Origin of the sequence: Sphingomonas sp. (assembly GCF_003248515.1) — a bacterium.
GTDB lineage: Bacteria > Pseudomonadota > Alphaproteobacteria > Sphingomonadales > Sphingomonadaceae > Sphingomonas_I.
In genome coordinates, this window is sequence record NZ_QFOB01000004.1 from 184572 (window position 1) to 197955 (window position 13384).

Genomic DNA, 13384 nt, shown 5'->3' on the forward strand with positions numbered 1-13384 from the left:
AAAAGAGATGCCAGCGCGTGCCGGTATCAGGACCTGAACGTGGGACCGCGTCATCCGGAAATGACGCCCTCCCGCCTCTCTATCCCTCGTCGCCCATGCGCAGCGCGGCGATGAAGGCCTCCTGCGGGATCTGGACGCTGCCATATTCCCGCATCCGCTTCTTGCCTTCCTTCTGCTTGTCCAGAAGCTTGCGCTTGCGGCTCGCATCACCGCCATAGCATTTGGCGGTCACATCCTTGCGCATCGCCGCGATCGTTTCGCGCGCGATCACCTTGCCGCCGATCGCCGCCTGGATCGGAATCTTGAACAGGTGGCGCGGGATCAGATCCTTCAGCCGCTCGCACATGCCCCGGCCCCGGCTTTCCGCGCCCGAGCGGTGGACGATCATGCTGAGCGCGTCGACCGGCTCCTCGTTGACGAGGATCGACATCTTCACGAGATCACCCTCGCGATAGCCGATCTGGTGATAGTCGAAGCTCGCATAGCCGCGCGAGATCGATTTCAGCCGATCGTAGAAATCGAAAACCACCTCGTTGAGCGGCAGTTCATAGACCAGCTGCGCGCGCCCGCCCACGTAGGTCAAATTCTTCTGGATGCCGCGCCGGTCCTGACACAGCTTCAGGAGCGATCCCAGATATTCGTCCGGGCAATAGATGGTGGCCTCGATCCACGGCTCCTCGATCGTCTCGATCCGGTTGGGATCGGGCATGTCGGCCGGGTTGTGCAGCTCGATCGTCTTGGCATCCTCATTCTTCGTGTGCGTGAGGTGCAGGTGATAGACGACCGACGGCGCGGTCGTGATCAGATCGAGATCATATTCGCGCATCAGGCGCTCCTGGATGATCTCCAGGTGCAAAAGGCCGAGGAAGCCGCAGCGAAAGCCGAAACCCAGCGCCGCTGACGTCTCCATCTCGAACGAGAAGCTCGCGTCGTTCAGGCGCAGTTTCGAGATGCTCTCGCGCAATTTCTCGAAATCGTTGGCATCGGTCGGGAAGAGGCCGCAGAACACCACTGGCTGCACTTCCTTGAAGCCCGGCAGAGGATCCGTCGCGGGCTTCTTGGCGTCGGTGATCGTGTCGCCCACGCGCGTCTCGGTGATTTCCTTGATCTGCGCGGTGATGAAGCCGATCTCGCCCGGCCCCAGCTCCGCCAGCGTCTCGATCTTCGGGCGGAAGCAGCCGACCCGATCGACGAGATGGCGCGTCCCGCCCGCCATGAAGGCGATTTCCTGCCCCTTCTTCAGCACGCCGGCCATCACGCGCACGAGGATGACGACGCCCAGATACGGATCATACCAGCTATCGACGAGCATCGCCTTCAACGGCGCCGTCGCGTCGCCCTTCGGCGCGGGAATGCGCTCGACGATCGCGTCGAGTATCTCATCAATGCCGATGCCCGATTTGGCCGAGGCGAGGATCGCGTGGGAGGCATCCAGCCCGATCACATCCTCAATCTCCTGCCGCACCTTCTCGGGCTCGGCGGCGGGCAGATCGATCTTGTTGATGACGGGCACGATCTCATGATCATGCTCGATCGACTGATAGACGTTGGCGAGCGTCTGCGCCTCCACGCCCTGCGCGGCATCCACCACCAGCAGCGCGCCCTCGCAGGCGGCCAGGCTGCGCGAGACTTCGTACGCGAAGTCGACATGGCCCGGCGTGTCCATCAGGTTGAGCACATGGCCCTTCCAGTCGAGGCGCACCGTCTGCGCCTTGATCGTGATGCCGCGCTCCTTCTCGATATCCATATTGTCGAGCACCTGGGCGCTCATCTCGCGATCCGAAAGGCCGCCCGTGCGCTGGATCAGGCGATCGGCAAGCGTGGACTTGCCATGATCGATATGGGCGATGATCGAAAAATTGCGGATCTTGTCGAGAGGCGTCATGCGCGAGCGCATAGAGCCAGATCGCCCGGCGTGGAAGCGCCCCTTGCGCGCACGCCGCCCACCTCCGTTTCGTATCGGCCTCTTAACGGATCGCTAGGGCGAATCTGGCAAAGCGGGCGCGTCGGCGGTTTCGCCCGCCACGACATCCCGATGGCGCCATATTCAAGGTGTTTCGTTGAACCGTTCCCCGACCGTGCTCGATCGGATCACCCGTTATCGCAGCCTCGAACGCAATTCGGGGCGGCGCGCCGAGGATCAGGACGGATCGCAGCGTGCCCTGCGCCTCGTCCAGGCGATCGAGGATCAGGGCAATGGCTGGTTCTGGGAAACCGACCGTGCCGGCCACATCACCTATCTTTCCGCCAAGATCGCAGATTTTTTCGGCGGCGAGGGAGCCGTGCTCGGCGAATCGCTGAAGGGCCTGTTCCAGACGAGCGGCAGCGGCATGGGCACGGAGCGCACGCTGGGCTTCCTGCTCCAGGCGCATAGCAGCTTCAGCGATCTGGAGATCGTCGCTGGCGCCGTGCCGGGCCGGGTCTGGTCCATTTCCGGCCGCCCCGCGCTCGATCGCAACGGCCGCTTCATGGGCTTCGTCGGAACGGGATCGGATCTCACGGCACGCCAGCGTACCGAGGCCGAGATCACGCGCCTCGCCCTTTATGATACGCTGACCGGCCTCGCCAATCGCGCGCGGCTCCAGCACGGGCTGGATCAGGCACTGGCGCGGCGATCCGGCGGGGGGCGCCGCACCGCCCTCTTCCAGCTCGATCTCGATCGCTTCAAGGCCGTGAACGACACGCTCGGCCATCAGGTGGGCGATCAGTTGCTGGTGCAGGTCGCGCGACGCCTGCAGGCGGCTGCGGAAAATATGCCGAGCGCCCTCGTCGGCCGGCTGGGCGGCGACGAATTCCAGATCGTGATCGTGGGCGATCATGATCGCGAGGAACTGGCCGTCTGGGCGAAATCCATCATCGCATCGCTGGCGCGGCCCTATTCGATCAAGGATGCGTGGATCTCGATCGGATCCTCGATCGGCATCGCGCTGGCGCCGGACGATGGCGATGATCCCGAAACGCTGGTGCGTAACGCCGATCTGGCGCTCTATGCCGCCAAGGGCGCCGGACGCGGCGTATTCCATTTCTTCAAGGCGGATCTGCTGGCCCAGGCCCGCCGGCGCAAGGAAATGGAAGACGATCTGCGCGACGCGCTCCGCCATGAGCAGTTGCGGCTCGTCTATCAACCGATCGTCAGCACCCTCTCCGGCGAAGTCACGGGATTCGAGGCGCTGCTGCGCTGGCAGCATCCGAAACGAGGCCCCGTCTCACCCGCCGATTTCATCCCGGTGGCCGAGGAATCGGGCCTGATCGAGCAGATCGGCGAATGGGTGCTGCGCACGGCCGCGCGCGAGGCGGTGGCATGGCCCCGGCCCGTCCGTCTGGCCGTGAACGTCTCGCCCGTCCAGTTCGCGAAACCCGGCTGGCCGGCGGTGGTGGCCAATGCGCTCGCGGTATCCGGGCTGGAGGCGCGCCGGCTGGAACTGGAAATCACCGAGAGCGTGTTCATGGAGGGATCGGATACGATCCAGGCCACGTTCAAGGCGCTGAAGCGGCTCGGCATCCGCTTCGCCCTTGACGATTTCGGCACGAGCTATTCATCGCTCGGCTATCTCCAGACGGCCCCCTTCGACAAGATCAAGATCGACCAGAGCTTCGTGCGGGGCGCCTGCATCGCCGGGAGCCGCAACGGCGCGATCATCCGCGCGATCGTCGGCCTGGCCGAAGCGCTGGAGCTGGAAACCACCGCCGAGGGCGTGGAGGCCCATGACGAGATCGAGCTGATCCGTTCGCTCGGCTGCTCGCACATACAGGGCTTCGTGTACGGCATGCCGATGACGCACGATGCGGTGATGGACAGGCTGGCCAATTCCACCACCCTGGTGCCAAGCGGGGTTCGTCACAGCCGGCCGCCGCGCGTGCGCATGCTGCGCTCCGTGATGATCGAGCAGAATGGCAAGCGGACGAGTGCGCGCCTGCGCGACATCTCCGTCGCCGGTGCGATGATCGATCAGCTCGGGCCGGCGGGCTTGCTGCCCGGCGCCACGCTCCAGATCGAGCTGATGGCCGGGGACTGGACGCCCGCGCGCGTCCAATGGTCGAATGACGGGCGCGCCGGCCTCTCGCTGCTTCGCTCGTTCAACTTCGCAGCCGTGACGGGCCAGGCGAACGGAACGAAGGCGGCGGGCTAGCGCGCTTTCGAGGCCGGTGGAATCATCCTGCGGCCCGGAAATCAGGGCAAAGCAGATGCGAAAGCGCCAGATCCAGCGCCACCGGATCGCGGGCGGCGCCATGACGTGGCGACATTCGATATCCGGGGCTGCCTGGGGACCGCCCTGCTGCGCGGACGAATCCCGAAAGAACCCCGAATATCGAGATGCCGTCGATCGTCAGGCGAAGCGGATCGCTGCCTTCCGCCGACGGATCGAGCTCCCCACGAGCCCGAAGCCGATAATGAACATCGCCCAGCTTGCCGGTTCCGGCAGGGCGATGGCGGTCGCGCCGATATTGCCCGTGCTGCCCGCGCCGTTCACGAGATCCGTGGTGAAATAGATATTCGCGCCCGAAACCGTGTTGAAATCCAGCGAGGCCAGCGAGAGGAGGCCCGAATTGGCCGTGACCGTAAAGCTGAGCGTGCCATCGAAGCCGCCGCCATAGCCGGGTCCGCAGGCCGTGGTGCAATCGATCGCATAATCGAACGATCCGAACGGCGGCGCCGTGACGCCGGCGGGCGTCACCACCGCGAAACCGCTCGTCAGCGCCGAAATCGTGATCGCCGGATCGCCGACGAGGCTGAAGCTGAAGGCGTTGTGATTGGCGTTGCCGTCATGGATCCGATAGCCGGATGCCAATGTCTGCGAGAAAATCAGGGATCCCCAGCTTTCGGTGACCGAAACGGTTCCAAATGGGCCGGAACCAAGCCCGGCCGCAGCTCCCCCTGCGGATAGACTGAACAGCGCCGTGGCGGCGGATGCCTGAACGGAAATGGCCGAACATAATGCGGCCGCGATGATAAGCTTACGCACGACCCCTGCCCTCCTGAGAAGAACATTAACCCTGTTTCGACTTCATACTCTCAAATAAAATCGCATTACGATTCGTTAATCTCATATGAATAATGATGAGTCAACGATCTGAAATGTTTCGGGAAGACCGGACATCTTAACATTCGTTGCTTGTTGCTAATGATTTTCAATAAAATTGATTCCAACAAAAGATCTGGCGCTTTTCCGGTCTTATTTTTCCTTCACTGGAAGATCCGATCGCCGGCTGCACACGCCTTTCGTGCGGAGCAGGCTGGCCAATTCGGAACAATTGCGCGCCCGGACGGCAGAATGCGCCGCGCCTGCAAAGGCGCGCCCGCTCGCGCGCTCGCTCCATGGCCCCGTCATGCGCCACGGAGTCGCTCTTCGATATCCCGCGCCGGCCGGGCTCAGGCCAGTCCCGCTGCCTCGATGGCCTCGACGGAGCGGGCGAATCGCTCCTCCGGCGGTCCGGATATGATGACATAGGGCAGACCGCGCCGATCGAGCTGATCGCGCGAGCAATCGAAGAATTTGCGGCGCCGCTCCGGATCCCCGAAAAAGCGCGTGCCATCATCGACCCAGGGCATATCGATATCGAGCAGCAGGTAGAGATTGGCCGTCTCGTCGAACGCCTCGAACCACGGATCGCTGCGCTCGAACAGCATTTCGGCCCAGGCTGCCGTCATCAACGGATCGGTATCGAGAATCAGGCGCCGGTTGCAGAAGCGCAGCGTGGAGCGCGTCATCGCCGCATGGGTCCTGCCGATCGCAAGCAGGTCCGCCATCGTCAGCGCCAGCCCGAAGGCCTCGCAATAGGTGCGGCCATATTCGGGCAGATAGAGCGTATCGAAATGGCGGGCGAGCGCGGGGGCGAGCGTGGATTTTCCCGTGCTCTCCGGCCCGTGCAGACAGATGGTGCGCGCAAAATAGGGCCGTACGGGCGCCGGCAGGAAGGGCCAGGCCACCAGCGGATCCTCGCGCACTTCAGCACCGGAAACGGGCACGGTCCGCTGGCCATGATCCAGTTCCACGAAGCGCGCGCCCAGCAGCGGCGCGATCGCCGATTGCCCGCCGCCTCCCGCATAGATCACGTCGATCGGCCCGGGCACGGCCGCGCGCACCAGTTCCGCGAAGCTCGCGGCGCGGGGTGGCGCGGCCGAGATTTCGCGCGCGACGATATCGGCGCCTGGAAAAAGTTCGGTCAGCCATGCCTGCCGGATCGGGAGCGGCACCATATCGGCCGGCCGCCCCACCAGCAGGATGGTCAGCCGGTCGACCAGTTCGGTCGCCGCGCGCCCGAGCATGACGTGGCCGGCATGCGGCGGATCGAACCGGCCGAAGATCAGCCCATGCGTCACGCGGACGTCTCGCCCCCATTTTCACGCTCGGCGCGCAACCATGCCCGCCACCCCAGAAGAGACATCAACAAAAACAAGGCGTATAGCAAGGCCGTTACGCGCAGATCCCGGCTCCAGTAGAGCGCGATCGCGACGACATCGACCGCCCCCCAGAGAGGCCAGTTCTCGATCAGCCGCCGCGCGAGCATGGCCTGGGCGGTCACGCTCATCGCGGCGACCGCACCGTCCCAATAGGGATTAACCGCATCCGTGAAATGGTGCATGCCGCTGCTCCACGCCAGCCATGCCGCCGTGGCGACCGACGCCCACAGGGCGCGCGCGCGCCAGCCCAGCCGCTCGACCACCACCTCGCCCGATCGCCCGGCCGAACGCCGCCACTCCCACCAGCCATAAAGCTGTACCGCGAAGAAGAAGAGCTGGAGCAGCGCATCGCTGTAGAGCCGCTGCTCGAAGAAGATCGGTGCGTAGAGCGCCACCATCGCCAGCCCGAAGGCGTAATTCCAGATGTTACGGCGGATGAGCAGCACGATGTTGATGACGCCAAGGGCGGCGGCGACGGCTTCGAAGGGGCTCACGATGAACAATGCCTATCGCATCGCTTCGGATCGCGCCAGCCGGGCGGGATCGGCAGCGATGGGAGCCCCATCCCCCCGGCGGAGCACGTCATCCGGGCGCCGCTTCATTTTATGGCCGACTACCCCCTTGCCGCCACGAAAGACCGTCGCTAAAGCGCCGCGACTTGGCTCGCCGGACCCGCCTGACCCACAGGCACGAAAGGGTTCCGGACTCCGTCGGGGAGTAGCTCAGCCTGGTAGAGCACTGTCTTCGGGAGGCAGGGGCCGGAGGTTCGAATCCTCTCTCCCCGACCATCGCAAAATCTGTCTGAAATCTTTGAATTCAGACAGATTTTGCGTCCAGGTTCATGCTTCATTGCGCTGATATTCCGCGCCTTTCCCAGCTTCCGGATCCCCATGTCTCCGGCTGTTTGCATCGCCTCGATCGCGCCCGGTCCGCCTCCATTTGCGGGCATCATGGCGTGATGGCTGGCATCCATTCCTCTTCCTGATAGGCATCCACCTATGGATGGGAGCCCGAATCTACCAAGCCGGTCATATGCCATTCGAGGATGATCGGGATCGCGCGCGACATCTTCTCGCAGAGATGTTCCGGGCCGCCGTGCGGGCGGCCGACCCGAAGGCGGCGATCGCGCGGCATCTTCCGCCCCGCCCGAAGGGGCGCACGATCGTGGTGGCGATTGGCAAGGCCGCCATTCCGATGGCCCGGGCGCTGGAACAATTGTGGCCTCATGTATGCGAAGGCATCGTGATCGATCGCCATGGGGCAATCGGCCAGCCGGAGAGACTGCCGCTTCTGCGCGCCTCGCATCCCATTCCCGATGCCGCGGGCGAGGCGGCGACAGCGGCGGTGCTGGCCGCGGTAAGCGGCCTCAGTGAAGACGATCTGGTGATCGCCCTGATTTCGGGCGGTGGCTCCGCCCTGCTGCCCGCGCCTCCTGCGGGCATGACGCTGGCGGACGAACAGGCCGTGAATCGCGCCCTGCTGGCATCCGGCCTGCCGATCAGCCGGATGAATCTGGTCCGGACGCATCTTTCCACGATCAAGGGCGGCGGCCTCACCGCTGCGGCCCGGCCGGCGCGGGTGATAAGCTTTGTCGTGTCCGACGTGCCGGGCGACGATCCGGCCTTGGTCTCCTCCGGCCCCACGATCGCGCCCGCGCGCGGAATATCCGATGCGCTTGCCACGATCCGCGAGGCGGGCCTCGCGCTTCCGGAGGCCGCGATGCGCCATCTGCGCGGGATCGAGGCGGACGACATAACGCCCCCACCCCGCGAAACCAGCGACGAAGTGCATATCGTGGCTTCCGCCATGACGTCTCTCGTGGCGGCGGCGGATCTGGCGCGTGCCGCCGGTTATGCTCCGTTGATCCTGTCCGATGCGATCGAAGGGGAAGCTTCGGAGATAGGGCGCGAACAGGGTCTCAAGGCGCTGCGCGAGGCCGGAGCGGGCGAGCGTGAACGCACCCCCCTGGCCCTGCTTTCCGGTGGCGAGACCACCGTGACGATCGGAAACACGCCGGGCCGTGGCGGGAGGAACAGCGAATTCCTTCTCGCTTTCGCCCGGCAGATTGCCGGGTGCGAGTATATCCACGCCCTCGCCGCCGATACGGACGGCATCGACGGAAGCGAGACAAATGCGGGCGCCTTCGCCGATGGCACCACCATAGCGCGGCTTCGCTCGGCGGGCGTGGATGCGGGGGACGCGCTGGCCCGGCACGACGCCTTCACCGCCTTCGAGGCGATCGGCGATCTGTTCGTGACCGGCCCGACCGGAACCAATGTTAATGATTTTCGGGCGATCCTGATCGACAATCGCCCGACCGGGCCGAAGGGAGAATAGTCCGCGCTGGCCGCGATGCCATAATGCGGAAACCGGTGTCGCGCCCGCATCGACGCCGGCAGCGAACAGGCCGCTACTCCATCGCCCGTGCCGCGCATTTCGCCTGATGAGGCTTCGTCGCGAAATCGGTATCACAACAAATCATCAGCACCCGTCCCACAAACAATGACGAACTTGGCTTGAATTCGCCATTTTCATGCGGCCTCCGCAACTGCCCGGCCCATAAGAGCAATTTGCATTCGTCGCATTATGACTGTTACTTCGCGGTGACAGAGGGATGGGGCCGCAATGATCGTCGATACACCTTCCGAACTTCATTTCGCCCATGCAGGTGGTGCGGAACGCAAGACGCAGATCGTGATCGTGGGAGGTGGTGCTGCCGGCCTGGAACTCGCCGCACGCCTCGGGCGGCGTTATGGTCGCAAGCATCACGACATCATCCTGGTGGAGCGAAACCGCACGCACATCTGGAAGCCGCTGCTGCATGAGGTGGCGACCGGCGCGCTCGACGCGAATATCGACGAGGTGGGCTATCGCGCGCATTGCCATCGCTTCGGCTATCGCTTCTTCAACGGATCGCTGGAATCGGTGGATACGGAGGCTCGGCGGATCCATCTCGCACCGCTGATCGAGGGCGATCGCGAGATCATCGCCCGGCATTCGCTGCGATACGATTATCTGGTGCTGGCCTACGGATCGGTGACGAACGATTTCGGCACGCCGGGCGTGAGCGAATATTGCCTCGCGCTGGATAGCCGGGAGGATGCCGACCGTTTTCGCAACAGCCTGATAAACCAGTGCCTGCGCGTATCCCGTTCCATGCTGATCGATCCGGGCGGAGACGCGCGCGTGCGCATCTCGATCGTCGGAGCGGGCGCGACGGGCGTGGAACTGGCGGCGGAACTGTACAACGCCGCGAACGCGCTGGCCTTTTACGGCCTGGAGGTTTTCGATGGCAGGAGGCTGGAAGTCTCGCTGATCGAAGCCGGCCCCCGCATCCTCCCCGCCTTGCCCGAAAGACTGGCGGCGGCGGCGCACAAGGAACTGGAAAAGCTGGGCGTCAGGGTGCTGACGGGAACGGCGGTGACCCGCGTCACCCAGGCCGGCATCGAGGCCGCGAACGGGGATGTGATCCCGGCCGATCTGAAGATCTGGGCGGCCGGCGTGAAGGCGACTCCGATCCGCGGCACGCTCGGCCATCTCGAAGTGTCGCGCAACGGCCAGATCCTCACCACCGATACGCTGCAAACCAGGAGCGATCCTCGGATCTTCGCGATCGGGGACTGTGCCTCCTGCACTCCGGCCGGGCGCGACAGCCCCGTTCCGCCGCGCGCGCAGGCCGCGCACCAGATGGCCACACACACCTTCCGCAATCTCGGCCTGCTGATGGCCGGGCGCAGCCTCAAACCCTTCGTTTACAGGGACAAGGGCTCGCTCGTCTCGCTCAGCCGCTTTTCCACGGTGGGCAGCCTGATGGGGTCCCTTGTCGGCGGCTCGCTCGCGATCGAGGGCAGACTGGCGCGGCTCGTCTATACCTCACTTTATCACATGCACCTGATCGCCATTCACGGCTGGCCGAGGGGCATCGCCCTCATCGCCTTCGGGCGCGTGCACTCCATCCTGCGCCCCCGGCTGAAACTGCACTGACAGGCGTCCCGCCCGATCCCGGTGGGGAAAGATCCGAGCCTCCGGCGCGGCAGGCTTCCCGGCCCGCATTTTCGCGCCCATCGCCCTGTCGAAGGCATGGCCGCGCTGCCTGCGCGCCTCGGCCCTCACCGCTTCGATCAGGGCCACGTCCGCCGCGTAGAAGGCGCGAATACGGTTGATCTGCTCGGGCGAGAAACAGGCCCTCTCGCGCGGCGCAGCGTTGATATGGGTGAGCGGCGCGGCACCGCGTCGATCGAGAAAGGCGGCGAGGCGATCCGGCTCGTCGAAGAGGAACAGCCGATCCACCGATCGTCGCCCCCGTCGATCGCTCACATACCAGCTCTGCAGGCGGAAGATGTGATCGATCGCATAGACCGAGCGCGCCGCCTCCAGATGATCCAGCGCGGCATTGACATCACCGAACCCCCGATAGGTCTCCCGAAACGGCGCGGCCACCTGGTTATGGGCGCTGCCACCGGCCCGGGCATAGGCAAATGCTGAGGCAAAGCGCTCGACCGGATCGCGCAGGACGGCGAAGCTCGTCGTCCGCCGCAGGAGGCGCGGGGCGGCATGGTGATAATAGCGGATCGTCGCATGCTTGATCTGTTCGCCGTACAGGGCGTTGCTGATCGACATGCCCGCATTCTTGGGGACATGGATGAAGAGGAGGCCCGCTTCCTCGATCAGGCGCAGCCGGTGGCGGCGCTTGCGATCGGGCGGCAGCCCGAAGCCGACCTCGCAGGCGCGCTCGTAGAGATCGCCCGTCAGCGAAACGCCGAACGCGCGTTTCACCGCTGCGCCAATATTCGATGCACGCCCATCCATGGGCCGCCCGTCGCCGGGGGATGATGCGCACCGATGTCAGAATATGTCAGTCCTCACACACGATCCCGCATATCGAGGCGGGATTTCGACGGATGGAAGAGCCGGCCCTGCCCGAGCCCCGATCCGCAATGGGCTTGCCAATGCGCGCCATCGATCGCGTATAGACCGGTGGCGGAACGATCCCGGCCGGAGCGACGATGCATCCCGTAGAATTATTCGAACTCGTCATCGGCATGCTCATCGCCATTCTGGCGCTGCACTGGCTGGCGGAGCATCTGCGCTGGCCGCCCTCGATCGCCCTTCTGATCGGCGGAGGCACGCTGGCCTTCATCCCCGGCGTGCCGGCCATCCATCTCGATCCCGAACTCGTCCTCGTCCTCTTCCTGCCTCCTTTGCTGATGGATGGCGCCTGGTATACGGCGATCGCGCGCTTCCGCCGGCATTTCGTGGGCATTCTCTCGCTGGCCGTGGGCGCGGTGCTGTTCACCACGCTGGTCGTGGCGGCGACGGCGCACTGGCTGATGCCATCCCTGCCCTGGGCCGCATGCGCCGCGCTGGGCGCGATCGTGGCGCCGCCGGATGCCGTCTCGGCCCGCGCCGTGCTCCAGAACGTGAGACTCCCCCGCCGGCTTTCGACCTTGCTGGAGGGCGAAAGCCTGCTCAACGATGCAGCGGGACTGGTGCTGTTCCGTTTCGCCGTCGCCGCGACGCTGGGCGGCGGCTTCGATCCGATGGCGGCGGCAGGGCAGTTCCTGATCCTCGCGCTCGGCGGGATCGCGGTGGGCATCGCGCTGGGGCTGCTGTGCGTGGCGATCGCGCGCCGGCTGCATGACGAGCTTCCGCTGGTCGTCATCTCCGCCCTAGTCGGGTGGATCGCCTACCTGACGGGCGAGGCCGTGCACGTATCCGGCGTGATCGCGACGGTGACGACCGGGCTGGCGCTCGGCTGGTATCAGCATGTCGTCTTCTCGGCGGCGGTGCGGATTCGGGCCACATCCTTCTGGACGGTGCTCGTGTTCGTGTTCGAAGCCTCGGTTTTCATGCTGATCGGCTTCTCGCTGCGCGATGTGCTGGAACGCGCGGGCGGCCTGGATGCGGCGCTCGGCAGTATGGCCTGGCCGCTGCTCGCGATCGTCGGCGCGCTGACGATCGCCCGCTTCGCCTGGATATTCGGATCGGACGCCTTTCTGCGGCTCCTCCACCGGCTGGGGCTCGGCCGCGAAAAGCCGCTGGGCGCGCCCGCCGCGATCGTGATGGGATGGGCGGGCATGCGCGGCGTCGTCACGCTGGCGGTCGCGCTGACGCTGCCCGATGCCATGCCGGGGCGCGATTTCATGTTGCTCGCGGCCTTCGGCGTCATCCTCGTGACGGTCGTCGTTCAGGGCTCGACGCTGGGCCTCGTCATCCGCTGGACCGGCGTGCGCCAGACGGAGGCGGATGCGCCGGCCATGGGCATGATCGAAGCCGAAATCTCGATGATGAAGGCCCAGCTCCGCGTGGTGGAAAAGCTGGCCCGCGCGCCTGACGGCACCATCATCCATCCGCGCCTGCTGGAGCAATATACGCGTCGCGCGACGGTGGCGGAGGAATATGCCGGCACGCCGGAAGAAAGATCCACCGCCGTTGCCGAGCATTTCGACCTGATCCTGGCGGCCGTCGCCGCTGGTCGGGAGGAACTCGTCCGCCTGCACCGCGCGCACGAGATTGACGACGAGACGCTGCACAGCCTGGAACGCGATCTCGATCTGGAAGAGCTGGGGGCGATCTCCGCCAAGGAATGAGGGGTTGCTGACGGCGCGCCCTCGCGCCCGCGTCAGTCATTTCCTCCGTCAAAATCCCGCCGGCCTGCCGGCAGGTAAGCCGTGCTGCCCCATTGCGGGATCGCCCCTTGTCGCAAAAGCCGTGCTGTTTGCCGGGCGGCGCTATTGCCGCTCGAAACCCGTTATGACAATGCTGCGTCAGCATCGGAACGGTTGCGGTGGACCGATGGAGAATATTCCGCAAGAATCCGGGAAAAGTCGACTTCCTAATAGACTGTTAATCGATTGGCCGCAGATTGGCGACGGGCTTGGGAGAGCCTTTCCGCTGGAAACCGGAGCCGACAGGCCAAGAAGCTGCCGCAGCTTCGGCCTGTTCCCGGGGCCGGCGGGAGCGACGAATGGGACATGGCTC

9 protein-coding genes and 1 tRNA gene are annotated in these 13384 nt (G+C 65.1%); 5 read left to right on the plus strand and 5 right to left on the minus strand.

From position 1 onward, the window contains the following. Positions 1-79 precede the first annotated feature (79 nt). Entirely contained in the window at positions 80-1885 is a 1806-nt protein-coding gene (lepA, locus tag DI605_RS08320; RefSeq protein WP_293971848.1) for a translation elongation factor 4, read from the minus strand. Between the two features lie 175 nt (positions 1886-2060). On the opposite strand from lepA, the gene DI605_RS08325 reads away from it, so the two are divergent. Continuing rightward, positions 2061-4130, plus strand: a complete 2070-nt coding sequence (locus DI605_RS08325; RefSeq protein WP_293971851.1) for an EAL domain-containing protein — start codon at positions 2061-2063, stop codon at positions 4128-4130. 198 nt (positions 4131-4328) lie between these two features. On the opposite strand, the gene DI605_RS08330 is transcribed toward DI605_RS08325, so the two are convergent. The 3 genes from DI605_RS08330 to pnuC all read right to left on the minus strand — a co-directional run bounded on the left by DI605_RS08330 (position 4329) and on the right by pnuC (position 6897). Further along, positions 4329-4964: a PEPxxWA-CTERM sorting domain-containing protein gene (locus DI605_RS08330; protein WP_293971854.1), complete on the minus strand. Its 636-nt coding sequence runs from the start codon at positions 4962-4964 to the stop codon at positions 4329-4331. Positions 4965-5371: 407 nt separating this feature from the next. Further along, entirely contained in the window at positions 5372-6322 is a 951-nt protein-coding gene (locus DI605_RS08335; protein ID WP_293971857.1) for an AAA family ATPase, read from the minus strand. Then, positions 6319-6897 carry a nicotinamide riboside transporter PnuC gene (pnuC, locus tag DI605_RS08340; protein WP_293971860.1) on the minus strand — a complete coding sequence of 193 codons (579 nt, stop codon included), beginning with the start codon at positions 6895-6897 and terminating at the stop codon, positions 6319-6321. Before pnuC ends, DI605_RS08335 begins: the two co-directional genes overlap by 4 nt. 217 nt (positions 6898-7114) lie before the next feature. Here pnuC and DI605_RS08345 point away from each other — a divergent pair. The 3 genes from DI605_RS08345 (at position 7115) to DI605_RS08355 (ending at position 10387) form a co-directional block, all read left to right on the plus strand. Further along, positions 7115-7191, plus strand: a tRNA-Pro gene (locus DI605_RS08345). A 244-nt stretch (positions 7192-7435) separates the two neighbouring features. After that, a complete protein-coding gene (locus DI605_RS08350) occupies positions 7436-8740 on the plus strand; it encodes a glycerate kinase (protein WP_293971863.1) in 1305 nt (434 codons plus the stop codon). A gap of 288 nt (positions 8741-9028) precedes the next feature. Next, positions 9029-10387 carry an NAD(P)/FAD-dependent oxidoreductase gene (locus tag DI605_RS08355; RefSeq protein ID WP_293971866.1) on the plus strand — a complete coding sequence of 453 codons (1359 nt, stop codon included), beginning with the start codon at positions 9029-9031 and terminating at the stop codon, positions 10385-10387. Here DI605_RS08355 and DI605_RS08360 read toward each other — a convergent pair. Next, positions 10277-11179 carry a sulfotransferase family 2 domain-containing protein gene (locus tag DI605_RS08360; RefSeq protein ID WP_293971869.1) on the minus strand — a complete coding sequence of 301 codons (903 nt, stop codon included), beginning with the start codon at positions 11177-11179 and terminating at the stop codon, positions 10277-10279. The genes DI605_RS08355 and DI605_RS08360 overlap by 111 nt on opposite strands. 230 nt (positions 11180-11409) lie before the next feature. Here DI605_RS08360 and DI605_RS08365 point away from each other — a divergent pair, with 230 nt between their 5' ends. Next, positions 11410-12993, plus strand: coding sequence for a Na+/H+ antiporter (locus DI605_RS08365; protein ID WP_293971872.1), 1584 nt, complete (start codon positions 11410-11412; stop codon positions 12991-12993). Positions 12994-13384 lie beyond the last annotated feature (391 nt).